This is a genomic window from Streptomyces sp. NBC_00162, assembly GCF_024611995.1.
GTDB lineage: Bacteria > Actinomycetota > Actinomycetes > Streptomycetales > Streptomycetaceae > Streptomyces.
In genome coordinates this window covers 4,111,744-4,129,695 of the sequence record NZ_CP102509.1, presented here as the reverse complement: position 1 = coordinate 4,129,695, position 17,952 = coordinate 4,111,744, and the positions used below count along the sequence as shown (strand labels likewise).

At 72.9% G+C, this 17,952-nt stretch carries 17 protein-coding genes; 7 read left to right on the top strand and 10 right to left on the bottom strand.

From position 1 onward, the window contains the following. Positions 1 to 136: 136 nt before the first annotated feature. Positions 137 to 1,546, top strand: a complete 1,410-nt coding sequence (locus JIW86_RS19150; protein ID WP_257555047.1) for a hypothetical protein — start codon at positions 137 to 139, stop codon at positions 1,544 to 1,546. A gap of 6 nt (positions 1,547 to 1,552) precedes the next feature. Here the strand turns inward: JIW86_RS19150 and JIW86_RS19145 are convergent, their stop codons facing one another. From JIW86_RS19145 to JIW86_RS19130, 4 genes are all read right to left on the bottom strand, one after another. Beyond that, entirely contained in the window at positions 1,553 to 2,137 is a 585-nt protein-coding gene (locus tag JIW86_RS19145) for a GNAT family N-acetyltransferase (protein WP_257555046.1), read from the bottom strand. A gap of 68 nt (positions 2,138 to 2,205) precedes the next feature. Then, entirely contained in the window at positions 2,206 to 3,696 is a 1,491-nt protein-coding gene (locus JIW86_RS19140; RefSeq protein ID WP_257555045.1) for a PTS transporter subunit EIIC, read from the bottom strand. Between the two features lie 17 nt (positions 3,697 to 3,713). Next, positions 3,714 to 4,649, bottom strand: a complete 936-nt coding sequence (gene murQ, locus JIW86_RS19135) for an N-acetylmuramic acid 6-phosphate etherase (protein ID WP_257555043.1) — start codon at positions 4,647 to 4,649, stop codon at positions 3,714 to 3,716. 41 nt (positions 4,650 to 4,690) lie between these two features. Next, on the bottom strand, positions 4,691 to 5,578 hold the full coding sequence (locus JIW86_RS19130; RefSeq protein WP_257555042.1) for a MurR/RpiR family transcriptional regulator: 888 nt from the start codon (positions 5,576 to 5,578) through the stop codon (positions 4,691 to 4,693). Between the two features lie 155 nt (positions 5,579 to 5,733). Between JIW86_RS19130 and JIW86_RS19125 the strand changes: the two genes are divergently transcribed. Then, positions 5,734 to 6,105, top strand: a complete 372-nt coding sequence (locus tag JIW86_RS19125) for a hypothetical protein (protein WP_257555041.1) — start codon at positions 5,734 to 5,736, stop codon at positions 6,103 to 6,105. Further along, the gene (locus tag JIW86_RS19120) at positions 6,102 to 6,368 is read left to right on the top strand and encodes a DUF4031 domain-containing protein (RefSeq protein ID WP_257555039.1); all 267 of its coding nucleotides are present in this window, start codon (positions 6,102 to 6,104) and stop codon (positions 6,366 to 6,368) included. The genes JIW86_RS19125 and JIW86_RS19120 overlap by 4 nt, the downstream gene beginning before the upstream one ends. Positions 6,369 to 6,380: 12 nt before the next feature. Here the strand turns inward: JIW86_RS19120 and JIW86_RS19115 are convergent, their stop codons facing one another. Both JIW86_RS19115 and JIW86_RS19110 read right to left on the bottom strand, forming a co-directional pair. Continuing rightward, entirely contained in the window at positions 6,381 to 7,610 is a 1,230-nt protein-coding gene (locus JIW86_RS19115; protein WP_257559359.1) for a Cmx/CmrA family chloramphenicol efflux MFS transporter, read from the bottom strand. Between the two features lie 57 nt (positions 7,611 to 7,667). After that, on the bottom strand, positions 7,668 to 8,336 hold the full coding sequence (locus JIW86_RS19110; RefSeq protein WP_257555037.1) for a hypothetical protein: 669 nt from the start codon (positions 8,334 to 8,336) through the stop codon (positions 7,668 to 7,670). Between the two features lie 110 nt (positions 8,337 to 8,446). Between JIW86_RS19110 and JIW86_RS19105 the strand changes: the two genes are divergently transcribed. Next, positions 8,447 to 9,133 (top strand): copper homeostasis protein CutC, encoded by a 687-nt coding sequence (locus JIW86_RS19105; protein ID WP_257555035.1) that lies wholly within the window; start codon positions 8,447 to 8,449, stop codon positions 9,131 to 9,133. A 210-nt stretch (positions 9,134 to 9,343) separates the two neighbouring features. Here JIW86_RS19105 and JIW86_RS19100 read toward each other — a convergent pair whose 3' ends face one another. Beyond that, complete coding sequence (locus JIW86_RS19100; protein ID WP_257555034.1) at positions 9,344 to 11,410, bottom strand: HelD family protein; 2,067 nt, start codon at positions 11,408 to 11,410, stop codon at positions 9,344 to 9,346. A gap of 287 nt (positions 11,411 to 11,697) precedes the next feature. Between JIW86_RS19100 and JIW86_RS19095 the strand changes: the two genes are divergently transcribed. Further along, a complete protein-coding gene (locus JIW86_RS19095) occupies positions 11,698 to 11,910 on the top strand; it encodes a hypothetical protein (RefSeq protein ID WP_215139573.1) in 213 nt (70 codons plus the stop codon). Positions 11,911 to 11,978: 68 nt separating this feature from the next. Continuing rightward, positions 11,979 to 12,749 carry a glycosyltransferase family 87 protein gene (locus tag JIW86_RS19090; protein ID WP_257555033.1) on the top strand — a complete coding sequence of 257 codons (771 nt, stop codon included), beginning with the start codon at positions 11,979 to 11,981 and terminating at the stop codon, positions 12,747 to 12,749. On the opposite strand, the gene JIW86_RS19085 is transcribed toward JIW86_RS19090, so the two are convergent. Further along, positions 12,707 to 14,350 carry a DNA repair helicase XPB gene (locus JIW86_RS19085; protein ID WP_257555032.1) on the bottom strand — a complete coding sequence of 548 codons (1,644 nt, stop codon included), beginning with the start codon at positions 14,348 to 14,350 and terminating at the stop codon, positions 12,707 to 12,709. The two genes, JIW86_RS19090 and JIW86_RS19085, sit on opposite strands and share 43 nt — an antisense overlap. 152 nt (positions 14,351 to 14,502) lie before the next feature. Here JIW86_RS19085 and JIW86_RS19080 point away from each other — a divergent pair, with 152 nt between their 5' ends. Then, positions 14,503 to 14,676 (top strand): hypothetical protein, encoded by a 174-nt coding sequence (locus tag JIW86_RS19080; RefSeq protein WP_257555030.1) that lies wholly within the window; start codon positions 14,503 to 14,505, stop codon positions 14,674 to 14,676. A 48-nt stretch (positions 14,677 to 14,724) separates the two neighbouring features. Here JIW86_RS19080 and JIW86_RS19075 read toward each other — a convergent pair whose 3' ends face one another. Beyond that, positions 14,725 to 15,342 carry a DUF4291 domain-containing protein gene (locus JIW86_RS19075; RefSeq protein WP_257555028.1) on the bottom strand — a complete coding sequence of 206 codons (618 nt, stop codon included), beginning with the start codon at positions 15,340 to 15,342 and terminating at the stop codon, positions 14,725 to 14,727. 60 nt (positions 15,343 to 15,402) lie between these two features. Further along, complete coding sequence (locus JIW86_RS19070) at positions 15,403 to 17,886, bottom strand: helicase C-terminal domain-containing protein (RefSeq protein WP_257555026.1); 2,484 nt, start codon at positions 17,884 to 17,886, stop codon at positions 15,403 to 15,405. Positions 17,887 to 17,952: the final 66 nt, after the last annotated feature.

The following is a 17,952-nucleotide window of genomic DNA, read 5'->3' as shown; positions in this document are numbered from 1 at the left end:
CCTGTGGGGATGAAGCGGCACCAACACGTCAACACCAGCTTCTCCCCACGCCGTGCCGGGCGCACCCTGACGCGCGGGCGCGCTTGCGGTGCACGCTCCGGAAGCGCTTCCCGCGGACAAGCGGCAGGCTGGTGTCATGGCGAACACGCGTGTGGTGACCGTGGGCGCGCCGGATGACCTCGGCTTGCGGAAAGTTCTGATCGACGGCAGGCCGGTGGGCGGGGTCTGGTCCGAAAAGGAACTCAAGAGACTCCTGAGTTGTGAAGGTGTGGCAGACGGACACCCCATCCGTTGGGTCGGCGAGGACGGCACTTACTGGCCGGACCAACCGTGGATGCGACGAATCACCGGCCTCTGCGTGGTTCTCGGGCTCCTCGCGACCGCATATCCGCTCTTCAAGATCGGAATGGCGGACAGTGGTGATGCCCTGACCTATGGCGGACGTATCGCGGGAGTCACCATTCTTGTCGTGGCCGTGGTGGAGGTGATCGCCGCCGGGGCTGCTGTCGACTTCTGGGAAACGCGGCGATGGCCTTATTCGGGGGTGGTCGTTCTCGTCGGAGTCGTGATCACCCTCTTCTGTAGTATTTCCGTTCTTCTGCTGCAGATCGGCGAACGTTTCACCAACTACACCGTGATCGGGATAGCCCTCGTCGTCTGGTCTTCGGTGGCTTTGGTCGAACTGGTCAAATGCCGGGCGTGGAAGGGTCTCCGCATTCCCAGGAACATTGCGATCGGTGTGATCGTTTCCACCCTTCTGGCCGTCGCCAACCTGGCATATTCGCAGGTCTATGTTCCCTATGTGACGACCCCGCTGATACAGAGTGGGGCCGAGTTCAGAGAGTCGAACATGGAAAAGGGAGGGGCGCCGATGTATGTGACGGTCCATCTGTACGTGAAGAACGCCGGACAGGTTCCCGTCTACGTCCTCGCCAGCATCTACTGGATCCATGGCGCGCCTGCGAGTCCCCCGGACGTGAAGATGTCCGACTATGACCTGATCTACGATGGCCAGTTCGTTCAGCCGGGCCAGGTCCTGAATCCAGGGGAAGAGGTGGCGCAGGACGCGGTCGTTGAGATCAAGGATCCGGTGGGGCGCCGTTATGAAGCCCTTAGGGCCCAGGCCGAGGTGTACGTGATCAGGAAAGACAGAATGACGATGACCACTGATTACGAGCGCTCCAAGGTGGAGGGTCGGGAGCTCGAAAAGAACCACGAGAAAGGGGATCCGCTCGATGCGAAATTCAGATACCGGACCGACATCTCGAACAGCAGTGAAATCTTGAACGCGACCCGCGGCCAGCAGCGTGTAACCGTGTGGAAGATCGCCAGCGGCCAGTGGCCGCACATCAAGGTGGATGTGTCACCACCGGGTGACCGGATATCCTTCCCGCCCAACCAGCCCTACGCGAACGAAGAGGCCATTGATCGGTACGGTCTCACGCAGGTGCGCGGCTCCGTGGCGCAGACGCCCTACAAGGAGCTCCTGGAGAAGGCCCGCTCCACCGAGAAGGGGGCGAGCCCGGTCCCGACCCCGGCCGCGTGACCCGGTCTACCCCAGGGCGTCGGTGCGCAGGCGGCCGTGGAGGTGTTCGTCGTGCCAGCCGTCCGCGTGGAGGAGGGCGCCGCGCATGGTGCCCTCCAGGGGGAACCCGGCCTTCAGGGCGATCGCGCAGGAGGCCGGGTTGGCCACGGAGTGCGTGATCCGCAGGCGGTGCAGGCCCAGGTCCTCGAAGGCCCAGCGGCTGACGCGGTCCGTGGCTTTCACCATGATCCCGCTGCCGCGCCCGGCGGGCAGCAGCCAGTACAGGATCTCGCCGCTGCCGCCCGCGAGATCGAGGTCGGCCAGGCCGATCAGCCCGACGGCCGGGCCGCCTGTGGCGGGGGCGACGGCCCAGATCGCGGCCTTCTCGGTCTCCCAGTTGGAGCGGTAGCGGGCGATGCGCTCCTCGGCCCGAGCCTCGGTGAACCGGCCCGTGCGGTTCCAGTGCTGGATGTCCGGGTCCCCACCCGAAGCGACCAACGCGGGGGCGTCGTACGGCTCCCAGGGCCGCAGCAGCCACCCGCCGGGGAGGCTGAGGACGGGCTGGGGCAGCGCGCTCATCCGTCCGGCCGGTACAACTGCGGGTATCTCCATGCCGGGCAGCCTACGCCGGGCCCGCTGAGCGGAAGCACCGGCCGTATCCCTGCCGGGCTCTCGCGGGGTCAGACCACGGCCGGTTGCTTGGCCGGGTCGGTGGGGGTGGTCGAAGTGTCCGGCTGCGGGTCGGTGTTGAGGTCGGTCAGCATCCGGCGGGTGAAGCCGAAGAAGTACGTGGCGAGGAAGCCCAGCAGGTAGCCCACCACCAGGCCGCCCGCGTAGATGGCGAGGGTGGCGCCCAGGCCCGAGGTGCCGTTGAGCAGGGGGAACAGGGCCCAGCCGGAAGGGCCGATGGCCGTCGAGCCGAAGGCAACACCGAGCTGGTTGAAGAGGCCGACGAAGGCCCCGCCCGCCGCGCCGCCGATGCAGGCGGTGACGAACGGGCGGCCGAGGGGGAGGGAGACCCCGTAGATCAGGGGTTCGCCCACGCCCAGGAAGCCGGCCGGGAGCGCGGACTTGATGGTCGTACGGAGCGAACGGTTGCGCGGGAGCCGGCAGTAGACCGCGATGGCCGCGCCGACCTGGCCCGCGCCCGCCATGGCCAGGATCGGCAGCAGGACCGTGTAGCCGGACTGTTCGATGAGGGTCGTGTGGATGGGGATCAGGGCCTGGTGCAGGCCCAGCATGACGAGGGGCAGGAAGAGGCCGCCCAGGACCAGGCCCGCGAAGGCGCCGCCGGTGGCGAGCAGCCAGTCGGCGAACGTACCGATGGCGGCGGAGGCCTCGCCGGCGAGGAACATGAGGCCGTAGATCGTGACCAGGCCCGAGATCAGGACGGTGAGGGTCGGGGTGACCAGCACGTCCAGGGCCTCGGGGACCCACCGGCGGCACCACTTCTCGACGTGGACCGCGAGCACGGCCGCGGCGAGCGCGCCGAGGACGCCGCCCTGGCCGGGGGAGAGGTGCTGGCCGAAGGCATCGATCTTGGCGATGCCCGGGAAGACGATGATCGCGGCGACCGCGCCGCCGAGGATCGGCGTACCGCCGAACTCCTTGGCCGTGTTGTAGCCGACGAAGACGGCGATCAGCGACATGAACCCGGAGGCGATGGCGGCCAGGGCCGGGACGACGCCGGGCAGCCAGCCCGCGTTCGTCAGTACGCCGTTCAGCCCGGCGATGATGCCGCAGCCGATGAGGGCCGGGATCAGCGGGACGAAGATGTTCGCGATGCGGCGCAGGAACAGCTTGAGGGGAGTCGAGTTGCGCGTCTTCCGAGCTTCCTTCAGCGCCGCGCCCTGGGCGGCCAGGTCGTCCGCCGTGACCGGCTGCGGGGCGGTGGCGGCAGCGGCCGGGCGCCGGCCCTCCTCGACCAGCGCCTCGAACTCCGGGGTGACGCGGGCGACCGTACCCGGCCCCAGCACGATCTGGTAGGTGTCGTCGTCGACCACCCCCATGACCGCGGGCAGGGCCCGCAGGGCCTCGTCGTCGACCAGCGAACGGTCCAGCAGTCCGATGCGCAGCCGGGTCATGCAGTGCGCGATGGAAGCGATGTTGTCCGGGCCGCCGACCAGAGGAAGGATCGCGGCGGCTGTGGCGCGGTTCTTGTCAGTGGACATGTGGGGGGTCGCCTTCGTCAGCGGGTCTGGGTGTGGGCTTCGGCGAGGGCTTCGCGGAGGTGGCCCTGGGCGGAGGCCAGCAGGGCGGCGGCCTGCGGGCCGTCGACGCCGCCGAGGACGACGAGGATGGCGTTCTTGACCTCGCCGCCGGTGGCGGTCAGCGCCGCCTCGATCTCCGTGTCGGGCGCGCCGGTGGCCAGCGCCACGATGCGCCGGGCCCGGGCGCGCAGCTTCTCGTTCGAGGAGCGCATGTCGACCATGAGGTTCCCGTAGGTCTTGCCCAGGCGGATCATGGTGATCGTCGAGATGAGGTTGAGGACGAGCTTCTGCGCCGTGCCGGCCTTCAAGCGGGTCGACCCGGTGAGCAGTTCGGGGCCGACGACGACCTCGATGCCGTGCTCGGCGGCCGCCGCGAGCGCGGAGCCCGCGTTGCAGGACAGACCGACGGTGAGCGCGCCGCGCGTACGGGCGAACTCGACGGCGCCGATCGCGTACGGGGTGCGGCCGGAGGCCGAGACGCCGATCACCGTGTCATCGGGGGTGAGGCGCAGTGCGGTGAGGTCTTCCGCCGCCAGCTCCTTGGAGTCCTCGGCGCCTTCGACCGACTTGACCATGGCGGAGGGGCCGCCCGCGATGAGGCCGACGACATCGGCCGGGTCGGTGTTGAAAGTGGGCGGGCACTCGCTGGCGTCCAGGACGCCCATCCGGCCGGCCGTCCCGGCGCCCGCGTAGACCAGGCGGCCGCCGCGGGCCATGCGGGCGGCGATCGCGTCGATCGCGGCGGCGATCGGCGGCAGCTGCGCGGCGACGGCGGCCGGGACCGTGGCGTCCTCGGCGTTCATCGTGCGGGCGATGTCGAGGGTGGACAGCCGGTCGATCTCGGCCAGTTCGGGACGGAAGGCCTCGGTGGTCAGCGTCTCCAGCTGGGCGCGGAGTTCGGCGTACGCGGTCATGGTCGGGGCTCCTGACTCCGGGCTCCGGGCTCCCGGGCGGTTCAGCGGGCGGTGTGGCGGTGGGCGAGGGCCTCGTACGAGGCGGCGAGGGCGGGGGCGGCGGTCTCGTACGTCTGCTGCGCCACGCCGACGAAGAGGCAGTCGACGACGAGGAGCTGGCTGGTGCGGCTGGACATGGCGGCCGGGCGCAGCTGGGTCTCGCGGGCGGCGGAGGTGGTCAGGACCAGGTCGGCGTAGTGGGCGACGGGGGCGTTCGGGCGGCCGGTGAGGGCGACGGTGGTGGCGCCGCGTTCGAAGGCCGTACGGAGGGGCTCGATCACGTCGCCGGTGGAGCCGGAGTGGGTGATCGCGACGGCCACGTCGCCGGGGCGCAGCTGGACGGCGTTGGTGACGGCGAGGTGGGGGTCGCTGTGGGCGTGCGCGACGAGCCCGATGCGCAGCAGCTTCTGCGCGAGGTCCTGGCCGACGAGGGCGGAAGCGCCGATGCCGTAGATGTCGATCCGGCGGGCGGTCGCGAGGGCGGTGACGGCGGCGGCCAGCTGGGTCAGGTCGAGTCCGGCGGCGGTGTCGGCGAGGGTCTGCGCCTCCTCGTGGGCGAGTTTGGCGACGACGTCGGCGAGCGGGTCGTCGACGGCTATGTCGACGGTGACGGCGGGGGCGGCGCCGGACTCCTGCTGGGCGGCGAGGGCGGCCAGCGCCAGGCGCAGGTCGCGGTAGCCGGGGTAGCCGAGGAGGCGGGCGGTGCGGACGACGGTGGCCTCGCTGGTGCCGGTGCGCGCGGCGAGGGCGGAGACGGTGAGCCGGGCGCAGCCGGCGGGGTCGGCGGCGACGGCCTCGGCGACGGTCTGCATGGAGCGGGTCATGGAGGGCCCGAGAGCCCGCACGCGGGCCCGCAGCGTGGCGGGCGCCGGGGCTACGGGCTTCTCCACGTCTCCGCTGCCGCCGTTTGCGCCACTGAAAGTTTCTTTCGCTCTCTTGCTCACGCGTGAAAGCTATTTTCGGCGGTGCCGGGCGTCAAGGAGCCATGGGTCATGCCCGGGAAAGGACCTTCGCCACTTAGCCCGTACGGGGTCACAATGAGCAGATGGACCACGCAACCCCCCTGGAACAGGCGCTGCACGTCGCCCGTGCACTTGTTCTCGCCGATCTCGCCGCCGGCGAGGTCGCCGACGCCGATGTCGTCTCCCTCGTCGAGGACTCGGTCACGCACCGCCGGTGGTGGGTGGAGCAGTGGCCGGAGGGGGTCGGCTACCTTCCCGGACTCGTGGCCCAGGACGTGCAGGACGCGCTGCTGGAGAAGTACGGGCGCTGGCCGCTGTGCCCGGTCTGCGCGCACGGCGAGCCGCACGCACTGGACGTGGAGCCGGAACTCGGACCCGACCCGCACTGGGTGTGCTCGGAGGCGGGCGTGAGAGTGGCGGCGGTGGGCGCCCTCGGCCCCGTCTTCCACCCGTGACCGTCTACATCGACCCGCCGACCTGGCCGGGTCACGGCCGCATGTGGTCGCACCTGGTCAGCGACGTCTCGTACGAGGAGCTGCACGCGTTCGCGGCGGCCATCGGCTGTCCGCCCCGCGCCTTCGAACGGGACCACTACGACGTGCCCTCCTACCGCTACGCGGACGCGGTCGGCGCGGGCGCGGTGGAGATCGGCAGCAAGGAACTCGTCCGCCGCCTCACGGACGCCGGCCTTCGCCGCCCGAAGGGCCGGCCGGTGTAGGTGCCGCGCAGGTCAGCCGCGGGCCGCGGCCTGCGGCTGGCCGGTGGCCGGGGTGGCGGTGCCGCCCGAGGCGACCAGGCGGGTGGCCGGGGGCGGGGTACGGCGGTGCAGCCGGAGGGCCAGTGCGGTCAGGGCGATCGCCGTGACGGTCATGGCGGCGCCGGCCCAGGCGGTGGCGGCGAAGCCGAGGTTCGCGTCGATGACGGTGCCGCCGAGCCAGGGGCCGCCGGTGTTGCCGAGGTTGAAGGCCGCGGTGGTGGTGGCTCCGGCCAGGGTCGGGGCGGCGCCGGCCACGTTGAACATGCGGGCGTTGAGCGCCGGGGCGGTGAAGAAGGCCGAGACGCCGAGCAGGAACGACAGGGCGATCGCCGCGGCGGCGGCCGAGGCCAGCAGGGCGAGCGCGGCCAGGAAGACGGTCGAGGCGGTGATGCCCCAGATCATCACGCCGAACAGGTGCGCGTCCGCGACCCGCCCGCCGATGGTGGTGCCGACCAGCGCGCCCACCCCGAAGAGGCCGAGGATCCACGGAACCCAGCCGGAGTCCAGCCCCGCCACGTCCGTGAGCAGCGGCGACAGGTAGCTGAAGGCGCAGAACACGCCGCCCGCGGCCAGGGCCGTGATGCCGATGGAGAGCCACACCTGGCGGTCGCGGTAGATGCGCAGCTCCCGCCCGAGCGAGGGCTTCTCGGCGGGCAGCGGGATCTTCGGGATCAGCGCCAGGATGCCGGCGAGGGCGACGGCGGAGGCCGCGCCGACCGACCAGAACGCGGAGCGCCAGCCCAGGTGCTCCCCGAGGAAGGCCCCGGCGGGCACGCCGAGGACGTTCGCGATGGACAGGCCGCCGATCATGACGGCCATCGCGCGGGCCCGCTGGTCCTTGTCGACCATGGCGATGGCCACGGCCGCGCCCACCGCCCAGAAGCCGGCGCAGGCGAGGGCGGAGACCACGCGGGAGGCGAAGAGGAGCTCGTACGAGGGGGCCAGCGCGCCCGCGACCTGCCCGAGGCCGAAGAGGCTGATGAGGGAGACGAGGGTGGTGCGGCGCGGGAGGCGCAGCGTGGCCACGGCCAGCAGCGGCGCCCCGACGACCATGCCGATCGCGAACGCGGAGATGAGCAGGCCCGCCCGCGGAATGGTGACGCCCATGTCCTCCGCGATGGGCGGCAGCAGCCCGGAGAGCATGAACTCGCTGGTGCCGAGTGCGAACACGGACAGGCCGAGGACGTAGACGGCTACGGGCATGCGGGGGCGGCGTGCGGCATCAGCGGGCATGACTCTCACCAACCGCGGCGAACGCGGTCAAATTCCCCGCGGGGCGAGCCGTGCCAGCTCAGCGGCCAGGTTGGCGCGCGCCGGAGCCTCCCAGTGGGCGGCTCCGTACGGGGTGCGGAAGAGCCGCGGCAGGGCGAGCAGCTGCCGGAGCACCTCGGCGCGGCCCGCAGTGAAGGCGTCGTCCGGCACGAACCCGTACTCGGCGCGCACGGCGGCGGCGTAGGCGGCGTACGCCTCGGGCGCTCCGGCCAGGACGGCCAGGTCCGCGTCGCAGAGCGCCTCGCCGTTGGTGTCGCCGGGGGCGGGGTCGTGGGTGACGGTGAGCCGGACCAGCCGGGCCACCTCGGCGGTGCGCGCGGGCGCTATGCCGAGCTCGGGGAGGGCGCGCTCGGCCAGGACGGCGCTGCGTTCCTCGTTCTCGGAGCGGTCGGGGCGGTAGACGGCGTCGTGGAACCAGGCGGCCAGCTCGACGGCCGCGAGGTCGGCGGCGTGGTCCGCCAGTACGTCGATCCGCGCCAGTACGTCGGCCAGGTGCGCGGTGGTGTGGTACCGGCGCTGCGGCTCCGCCCAGGCGGAGAGCAGGCGGTCGGCGTAGGGGGCGGGATCCCGGTCGGCGGCGGCGCCGGCGGCGATGGCGGTCGCCTGCCAACGGGCGCGGAGGGCCGTGGTGTCGGTGTGCGGGGTGCCTGTGTCCATGCGCACATTGTGGGGGTGGCGTGATTCTGCTGGTGGAGCGTGGGCGGAGGCCCGTACCCTGGATATTGGACTAGACCTATTTTGTGCAGCTTCTCGAAGGATGGGATCGAATGAGCAACCGTGCGCTCCTGGAGGTGATCGCCCTCGACGCGGAGGACGCGATCGCGGCCCAGGCCGGTGGGGCGGACCGACTCGAGCTGGTCACCGACATGGCCGCCGACGGGCTCACCCCGCCGCGCGAGACCTTCGCGGCGATCAGGGCGGCGGTCGAGATCCCGCTGCGGGTGATGCTCCGCAAGTCCGACGGCTTCGCGGCGGGCGAGGTCTCCGGTCTGGTGGCGGCGGCGCGGGAGCTGCGGGCGGAGGGCGCGGAGGAGTTCGTACTCGGGTTCCTGAACCCGGACGGCACCCCCGACCTGGCGGCGGTCGAGGCCGTGGTGGCGGAGCTGGGCGGCTGCCGCTGGACCTTCCACCGGGCGATCGACCGCGCGGCGGACCGGGACGGCCTGCGCAAGGCGCTGGCCGACCTTCCCGGTCTGGACACCTACCTGACGGCGGGCTCGGCGGCCGGGGTCGACGAGGGCATGCCGGTGCTGCTGGCCGAGGCCGCGCGGCGGGGGGAGCCGGGGTACGGGGCGCGGATCCTGGTCGGCGGGGGCCTGGCCCTGTCGCACCTGCCGGTGCTGCGGTCGGCCGGCATCGACGCCTTCCACATCGGCGGCGCGGCCCGTCCCGACGGCTGGGGCCGCCCGGTCTCGGCCGCGGCCGTCGCCCACTGGCGGGCCGAACTGGGCTGACCGGCGCGGCGCCGTTGTCGGGGGCGCTGCCCCCGAACCCCCGCGCCTCAAACGCCGGCGGGGCTGGAATTGCCGCTGCGCGGCAACCCAGCCCTCGGGGCTAAGGATTGCGCTGCGCGCACTTTCGTGCGGACGACATCAGCCAAAATCAGGCCCGCCGGCGTTTGAGGCGCGGGGTCTGGGGCGGAGCCCCAGCAGCAGACCCGCAGGTCAGGACAGTGCAGGAGGCAGCGGGGCCGAGTGGAGGGCCGTCAGGCCTGAGACGGCTCGGGTGAGGCAGACGTACAGCCGGCGCAGGCCCGTCCGCTCGTCCGGCTCGCCGTCGACGATCGCGGCGGGCTCGTCCAGTACCACGTAGTCGTACTCCAGACCCTTGGCCAGCGAGGCCGGGACGAGGGTCAGACGGGACTCCGCCGTCGTCTCCTCGCCCGGCGCGAGGTACGCCAGCCCCGCCGCCCCCAGGGCCTCCGCCAGGACCGGGATCCGCGCGTCCGCCGCGATCAGCCCGATCGACCCCTCGTGGGCGAGGGAGGCGCGGCAGGCCTCGATCACCGCAGGTGTCAGGTCCGCCGTCTCCGCGATCCGCAGCGACCCCGGCGTCTCGCGCACCGAGGAGACCGGGGCCAGCCCCGGGGAGATGGACGGCAGCAGCCGCGAGGCGTACGCGATCACCTCGCGCGGCACGCGGAAGCCCGCCGTCAGCTCCTCCACCACCGCCTGCGGCTTCCCGAGGTGCGCCAGCGCCTCGTCCCAGCTGCGCGTGGCCCACGGGGTGGTGCCCTGCGCCAGGTCGCCGAGCACCGTCGCCGAACCCGTCGTGCAGCGCCGCCCCACCGCCCGGTACTGCATCGGCGACAGGTCCTGCGCCTCGTCGAGTACGACATGGCCCAGCGAATGCGTCCGCTCCACCAGGTCGGCGGCCTCGTCGATCAGGACCAGGTCCGCCGCCGACCACTTCGCCGACTTCACGCTCCGGAACGGCTTCGGCCACAGCAGCAGCTTCTGCTCGTCCGCCGTCAGCACGTCCGCCGCGTGCAGCGCGAGGAACTCGGGGTCCGACAGCAGTCGCAGCACCAGCTTCGCCGGCTCGACCGGCGGCCAGATCTCCTTGACCGCCGCCTTCACGGCGGCGTTGCGCGCCACCGCGTCCTGCACGCGGTCGTCCGGCGCCTCGCCCGCCTGCTCCATCCGTACGAGCACCGCGTGCGCGATCCGCTGCGGCAGCGCTTCGCGGGCGGCGCCGTAGCGGATGTCGCGGTTCTGCAGCTCCTCGACCATCTCGGCGATCTCGTACGCGGGCACCCGCCAGCGGCGCGAACCGCGCACCACCATCAGCGGCTCGGTGGGCTGCGCGACGTGTGAGGCGAGCGCGCGGCGCAGCACCTGCGCCATCCGGGCGTCGCCCTTGACCACGGCGGTTTCGGCGGCGTCCGTGCCGCGTACCTCCAGACCGCCGCGCGCCACCAGGTCGTCGACGGTGGCCTGCTTGACCTCCAACTCGCCCAGGGCGGGCAGGACCTGCTCGATGTAGTGCAGGAAGGAACGGGTCGGCCCGATGACGAGGGTGCCCGTACGGGCGAGCCGGTCGCGGTGCGCGTACAGCAGGTACGCCACCCGGTGCAGGCCGACCGCCGTCTTCCCGGTGCCGGGGCCGCCCTGCACGCACACGGAGCCGGACAGGCCGGAGCGGACGATCTCGTCCTGCTCGGGCTGGATCGTCGCGACGATGTCCCGCATGGGACCGACGCGCGGGCGCTCGATCTCCTGCTGGAGCAGCTTGCTGACGGCGGCCGCCTCGGAGGGGTCGGAGAGGTGCTCGTCCTCGTACGCCGTGAGCTCGCCGCCGGTGTAGCCGAAGCGGCGGCGCAGCGCGATGTCCTGCGGGTCGGTCTTGGAGGCCCGGTAGAACGGCTGGGAGACGGGCGCGCGCCAGTCGATGACCATCGGATCGCCGTCGGCGTCGTGGACGTGACGGCGGCCGATGTAGAACTGCTCGCCCTCCGCGCCCTCGGCGAGCTCCGCGCCGGGCGCGTGCAGGTAGTTCAGGCGGCCGAAGAAGAGGGGGGTGTGGGCGAGGTCGGCGAGGGCCTTGATCCGGTCGTCGATCTGGGCCTGGAGGACGATCGCGTTGACCCAGTTCGCGGTGACGTCGCGGATGTCGAGGGCCTCAACGTCCTCGCGCATGGCGCGGAGCGCGGCGCGGGAGGAGCTGAGGTGGGCCCGCTCGCGGGTCAGGGGATTGACGGCCAGGTCGGACTCGGGGGCGTGCGCGGGCACGGGACTGCCTCCAGCTGCTGGTACGGAACAGATGGCCCGCCGGTTCCAACCGGTGGGCGGCTCTCCCCGGTGGTGCGGCGGGAGGCGGCAAGAGCGGAGATTCTAGCCATCGGGCCCGCGCGGCGCGAACGGATTATCCGGGGCCCTCGAGCGCCTCCGTACGGGTGGCATGTGACCACTCATGCGACCACTAGGGGATGCCATGGGCCGTGAGTAGTACGCGGGACGCCCGGGGGTTCCGCCCCCAGAGCGATGTGCCGGCGGGCGCGAAATCGCACCATGGACACATGAGCACCGCAACCTTCACCCCGATCCAGGGCGGCCGCCCTGGGGGCACCTCCCGGACGAAGTCTGGGGGAGGCGCCACTTCCCTCTCCGATTCGCGTCCGCGCTACGGCCTCGGCGGCGTGCTGCGCGCCGCCAAGGTCTTCGCGGCCGCCGCCGTCAGTGTCGTCGTCCTGGGCGAGTACGCCGAGGACGCGGGCGTCGTCCGCCGCTGATCCGGCGTCGCGCAGCGCCCTGGCCGGATACGGCGGTCACCGGGCACTGATCCACTAGGGTCACGCGCGTGACCCGGAGTCCCGCCCTCGCCGCCCCCAGCCGTTCGGCGTCGCCCCTGGCCGGCCCCCTGGTGGCAGGCTCGCTCCTCGTACTCGGCGTGCTCTGCGTCGCCCTGCGCGTTCCGATGGCCGACGCCCTCGTCCAGGGCATCTCGCTCACCGAATGGCAGCCGCCCGCCGCGTACCCGCCCTTCGCGGCGATCCTGTTCACACCCGCCGCCTGGCTCCCGGCCGGCCTCCTGAAGGCCGTCCTCGTCCTCGGCAGCGCCGGCCTGCTCGCCCTGCTGATCCTGCTGTCCTGCCGCCTCGCGGGGCTGCGCGCCAGACCCGGGCCCGTGCTCGCCGCCACCATCGCCGGGCTGTGGCTGGAGCCGCTGGTGCAGGCCCCGCTGCCCGGCCTGGTCAACCTGGCCCTGGCCTGCCTGGTCCTGTGGGACCTCGGCCGGCCCGCGGGCTCGCTCGGCAAGGGCTTCGCGCTGGGCACCGCCGCCGGGATCACCCTGACCCCGGCGGCGTTCGTCCCGTACCTGCTGCTCACCGGCCGCGTCCGGGCCGGGCTGACGGCACTGGCCGCATTGACCGGTACCGCCCTGCTGGGCCTGGTGGCCTTCCCCGAGGCCTCCGCCGAATTCTGGATCCGGCACCTGCCCGCCACCGGCCGGGCCCTGCTGCGGGACTGGCCGGCCCTGTGGATCTGGCTGGCCCCGCCGCTCGCCGCCCTGCTGGCCGCGCTGCGTCAGTCGCTCGCCAGCAGCTCGTCGGCGTCCATGATCCGGTAGGCGTAGCCCTGTTCGGCGAGGAAGCGCTGGCGGTGCGCCGCGAAGTCCTGGTCGATGGTGTCGCGCGCGACCACCGAGTAGAACCGCGCCTCGTGGCCGTCCGCCTTCGGACGCAGTACGCGGCCCAGGCGCTGGGCCTCCTCCTGGCGGGAGCCGAACGTACCCGACACCTGGATGGCGACCGTGGCCTCGGGCAGGTCGATCGAGAAGTTCGCGACCTTCGACACGACCAGCACGCTGATCTCGCCCTGCCGGAAGGCGTCGAAGAGCTTCTCGCGCTGCGCGTTGGAGGTCTCGCCCTTGATGACGGGCGCGTCCAGGTGCTCGCCCAGCTCGTCGAGCTGGTCGATGTACTGGCCGATGACCAGGGTCTGCTCGCCCTGGTGCTTGCGCACCAGCGCCTCGGTGACCTTCCGCTTCGTCGCCGTCGTCGCGCAGAAGCGGTACTTCTCCTCGGTCTCGGCGGTCGCGTACGCGAGGCGCTCCGTTTCCGTCAGGTTGACCCGGACCTCGACGCAGTCGGCGGGCGCGATGTATCCCTGCGCCTCGATCTCCTTCCACGGCGCGTCGAACCGCTTCGGCCCGATGAGCGAGAAGACGTCCGACTCGCGGCCGTCCTCCCGTACGAGCGTGGCCGTCAGGCCGAGGCGCCGACGGGCCTGGAGGTCGGCGGTGAACTTGAACACCGGCGCGGGCAGCAGGTGCACCTCGTCGTAGAGGATCAGGCCCCAGTCGCGGGAGTCGAAGAGCTCCAGGTGCGGGTAGACGCCCTTCCGCTTGGTCGTGAGGACCTGGTACGTGGCGATCGTGACGGGCCTGATCTCCTTGCGGGTGCCGGAGTACTCGCCGATCTCCTCCTCCGTCAGCGAGGTCCGCTTGACCAGCTCGTGTTTCCACTGGCGGGCCGAGACGGTGTTCGTGACCAGGATCAGCGTCGTCGCCTTGGCCATCGCCATGGCCCCGGCGCCGACCAGCGTCTTGCCCGCGCCACAGGGCAGCACGACCACACCGGAACCGCCGTGCCAGAACCCCTCGACGGCCTGCTGCTGGTACGGGCGCAGCGCCCAGCCGTCCTCGACGAGGTCGATCTGGTGGGCCTCGCCGTCCACGTACCCGGCGAGGTCCTCGGCCGGCCAGCCCAGCTTGAGCAGCGTCTGCTTGATCTGCCCGCGCTCGGAGGGGTGCACGGCCACGGTGTCGGCGTCGAGCCGCGCCCCGACCAGCGGGGCGATCCGCTTGGAGCGCAGGATCTCCTCCAGCACGGGCCGGTCGGTGCTGGTCAGGACCAGCCCGTGCACGGGGTGCTTGGAGAGGGTGAGGCGGCCGTAGCGGGCCATGGTCTCGGCGACGTCGACGAGCAGCGCGTGCGGGACGGGGTAGCGGGAGAACTCGACGAGCGCGTCGACGACCTGCTCGGCGTCATGTCCGGCGGCCCGGGCGTTCCACAGCCCGAGCGGGGTGATCCGGTAGGTGTGAATGTGCTCGGGAGCCCGCTCCAGCTCGGCAAAGGGAGCGATGGCACGCCGCGCGGCTCCGGCGAGCTCGTGGTCGACCTCGAGAAGGAGTGTCTTGTCGCTCTGGACGATGAGTGGACCATTCACGCGCGGCGCCCCGTTTCAGTCAGGTCAAACCTCCAGTCTGCCGTACCGCGCCGGGGCTGGAAACAAGGCGCTCTGGCCCGGCGCCCCGGGCCGCGCGGGAGCCGGTCGAAAAGCTGCTGACGCCGGCGGCGCAGGCACGTACGGTCCCGCGCATGAGTGATGATCAGCAGAATTTCGTGCCCGCCGGCTTCGAGGCGCCCACGAGCCTCGTCGGCGAGGGCTTCCGGCTGGAGCCCCTGGGCGGGCAGCACAACGAGCGGGACCTCGCCGCCTGGGGCGGGAGCATCGAGCACATCCGGGCCACACCAGGGTTCGGCAGGAACTGACCGCCGCTGGATGCGTGAGGTCTGGCCCTTCGACGCCGGGCTGATCGACTACGCGCCCAGGTGAGGCAACGGGCCCGCCGGGTACGGGGTTTCCGCGGGCAGCAGGGCGCGCGCCGCCGCCTCGTCGCCGGTCCGGAGCAGGGAGCGGATCTCCCGGACCAGCGGGGTCACGTCGCGGATGGCGACCGTCCACTCGTCGGCGTAAGCCCGTGAGGCGGGCCCGGACAGGCCCAGCTGGAGCGAGCGGTACGGCAGCGGTTTCAGGTGGAGGTCGCGCTCCGGGTCCCACTGGACGCGGGCCGACGTCGCGCGCAGCGACTGCTGCCAGGCCTCGCGGTCCGCGTGCACCCCGCGCTTCCAGTGGGACAGGCAGGCCCCGCGGAGCGCCTCGTCGAAGCCGGACCGGGTGATGTCGATGGCCAGCACCGTCTCCTGGCCGGCCTTCGAGGCCCAGCCGCAGCGGTACATCATCCACAGGAACGACGGCTTGATCCACGTCATCCGCTCCCGCTTCCAGGCGGGCGGGAACCGGCCGTCGCGGGCCGCCGGGCCTCCGAGGGCGGGGGAGTAGGCCTGGTAGACGGTGATCGTGCTGTCGGTGTGGGCCGCGCGGATCTGGCGGTTCGGTACGTCGAGGGACGTGGTGGTGGACATCGCGGTGGACATACGGACCAGGGTGCGGGGCCCCGGCCCCGCCCGGCCACCGCTTTTCGAGCCGGACAGGACCTAGACCTGGTCCTCCGCCAGTTCCGCGACCCCCGTGATCCGGTGCAGTGCGTACGTCCGCACCTCGTCCGCCGTGTGGTCGTAGCCGGTGACGAAGCCGCCCTCCACGCGGACCGGGGCGATCACCCGCTGGCTCGCCGCCCCGTCCGCGTTCACGTACCCGATCCACACCGCCGACCCGGTCAGCGCGGCCGCCTGCACCGTCGCCAGGGTCTCCGCCGCGCTCGTGCGCGGCAGTTCGCCGGGGACCACCGAGGGCGACGCGGGCTCCTTGCGCACCGCCGTCGCCGCCAGGTCGCCCGCGCGGATGGCCCGTACGGCCGCCCCCAGCAGGGTGTCGTCCGGCACCGGCGGGCCGTCCGGCACGGGTACGGGCGCCGAGCGCGCCGGGGTGCGGCGGGCATGGGCCCGGGCCACCAGCACGTCACCGGTCAGGGACTCCGCGGCCGGCGCGTACCCCATCGCCCGCAACCCCTCCAGCAGCGCGGCGGGTTCGGCCTGCGCGGCCAGCACCGTCGGCGCGAGGCGGCGCAGCGACAGCCCCGCCGAACGCTTGTCGGCCAGGATCTCGCCGAGCATCGCGTCGTCGTCGCAGCGCACGTACGAGGACGCCGCGCCGACCCGCAGGTGCCCGTGCCGCCGGGCGACGTCGTCGATCAGGTAGGCCAGCGGCTGCGGCACCGGCGTACGGCTGTGTTCCTTGAGGAAGGCGTGCAGGTCGGCGGCGGCGTGCCCGGCGTCCAGGGCCCGGCGCACCGACCCGGGCGTGAAGCGGTACACCGTCGCCCCGCCCTTGGACTCCACGTCCGCGAGCACCGCCAGGGTGTCGCCGAGCGGGCGGCGCAGCGGCCCGGGGGCCACCGCCGTCAGGTCGGCCTGGAGCAGTACGTGGTCCACCGGCTCGGGAAGGAGCGGTGCCAGCAGCGGCGCCGGGTCGCGATGCTCCAGCAGGGCGCGGCCGGGCCCGGACAGCGCGCCCCGGCCGGTGACGCCCAGGACCTCCGCCTCGGTCAGCGTCCAGTGCGCGAGGCGGGCGCGCAGATCGCTCGCACCGCGTACGGGACGCTCCCACGCCAGACGGTCCAGCAGGGCGTCGGGATCGGGGGAGGCCCCCTCGGGCAGGGCGGCGAGGAGCTCCAGGACGCGCCGGCGCACCTCGGGGGCGGCGGAGCGGTCGAGTTCGGGGCCGAGCGTGGAGAGGGTGCGGCCCTTGCCGTCCTGCTCGCCGACCAGCCCGGCCGTCCGGGTGGCCGGCAGCCAGGCCGCCGCGATGACCGACCACCTTTCGGGGGGCGGCAGTTCGCACCAGTCGTCGAAGGCGGGGGTGGGCGCGTACCGCTCGTCCGCCTCCCCGTCGCTGGCCAGCAGACCTGCTGCGTAGGCGAGTTCGATCCAGAACGCCGCCGCCGGTTCGGTGGTGTCCAAGGTGGCCGCGGCCCGCTTCAGGTCCCGTACGGCGAGCCCGCCCGCGCGCAGCACCAGCGGACCGGCGTGCTCCCAGGACTTCACCAGCTCCTCGACGGTGGACAGCGCGGCCAGCGCCTGCCCGGCGGCGTTCGCGTCCACAAGCTGTGGACGGTGCTCGCGGTGCGCGGGCACCGGCGGGGCCACGGGCGCGGTGTCCCGGTGCGCGAGGCCGCCGCGCAGGTGGAGCGCCACCTCGCGGGGCAGCACCACGGTCCGCGCGGAGGCGGGCAGCAGCAGTCCGCGGTCGCGCAGCCAGCGCACCGGCGCCGTCGGGTTCGGGGTCACCTCCCCGTACGGAGGCCCCCACACGAGCCGTCCGAGCACCTGGTGCGCCTCCGCCGGGGCCTCGTCCAGCAGCGCCGACATCCGCTCGGGGTCGGTGAACAGCCCGGTCAGCGCCGAGACCGCGGACACCGGGTCGTGGGTGCCGGGCAGTCCGGCGGCCGACACGATCTCCTGGACCCGGGTCGGCGACATCCCGGACGTGGCCTCGGCGACGGTCGGGCCGAGGCCGGTCGGGGAGGGCCGCTGGGCGGAGGGCGCGAGCAGCTCGCGGGCGGTGCGCACCAGGCGCAGCCGGTCGTCGTCACCCCACACCAGGGCCTGGTCGCGCAGGGTGGACAGCGCCCGGGGGAGCTCGGCGCGCGCCCCGTTGTCCTGGCCGGTGGTGCCTTCCTCGCCGGTCAGCAGCGACTCCAGAACCGGGTACGTGCAGGGGTCGGGGGCCACCGCCAGGGCCTCGGCGGTCTGCAGCGCGAACCGGTCCAGCCGCTCGAGCGCCCGCACCACCGAGGCGCGGGTCCCGGCCCGGGTGGCCAGCTGGGTCACGTCGCCGGGCACCGGGCTGAGCAGGTCCGGACGGGCGTGCAGCAGTGCGGCGAGCGCTGCGTCGTCGCGGGCGCGCAGCGCCTCGGCGAGGGAGCGCGGGGCACCTCCTGCGGTGCCCCCTGCGGTGCTTGCCTCAGGCACGGTCGTCGCCTCCTGGTCGCGTCGGCCGGTCAGTCGGCCGGTCCCCATCCGGCCAACGGTATCCGCTGAGCACGCGGCCGCTCCACGGGCGCACGCGCTACCTTCGGGACAGGC

Coding starts and splice junctions, on each gene's coding strand:
- JIW86_RS19150 (WP_257555047.1), top strand. CDS start 137: ATGGCGAACACGCGTGTGGTGACCGTGGGCGCGCCGGATGACCTCGGC.
- JIW86_RS19145 (WP_257555046.1), bottom strand. CDS start 2,137: ATGGAGATACCCGCAGTTGTACCGGCCGGACGGATGAGCGCGCTGCCC.
- JIW86_RS19140 (WP_257555045.1), bottom strand. CDS start 3,696: ATGTCCACTGACAAGAACCGCGCCACAGCCGCCGCGATCCTTCCTCTG.
- murQ (WP_257555043.1), bottom strand. CDS start 4,649: ATGACCGCGTACGCCGAACTCCGCGCCCAGCTGGAGACGCTGACCACC.
- JIW86_RS19125 (WP_257555041.1), top strand. CDS start 5,734: ATGGACCACGCAACCCCCCTGGAACAGGCGCTGCACGTCGCCCGTGCA.
- JIW86_RS19115 (WP_257559359.1), bottom strand. CDS start 7,610: ATGCCCGTAGCCGTCTACGTCCTCGGCCTGTCCGTGTTCGCACTCGGC.
- JIW86_RS19110 (WP_257555037.1), bottom strand. CDS start 8,336: ATGGACACAGGCACCCCGCACACCGACACCACGGCCCTCCGCGCCCGT.
- JIW86_RS19105 (WP_257555035.1), top strand. CDS start 8,447: ATGAGCAACCGTGCGCTCCTGGAGGTGATCGCCCTCGACGCGGAGGAC.
- JIW86_RS19095 (WP_215139573.1), top strand. CDS start 11,698: ATGAGCACCGCAACCTTCACCCCGATCCAGGGCGGCCGCCCTGGGGGC.
- JIW86_RS19080 (WP_257555030.1), top strand. CDS start 14,503: ATGAGTGATGATCAGCAGAATTTCGTGCCCGCCGGCTTCGAGGCGCCC.
- JIW86_RS19075 (WP_257555028.1), bottom strand. CDS start 15,342: ATGTCCACCGCGATGTCCACCACCACGTCCCTCGACGTACCGAACCGC.
- JIW86_RS19070 (WP_257555026.1), bottom strand. CDS start 17,886: ATGGGGACCGGCCGACTGACCGGCCGACGCGACCAGGAGGCGACGACC.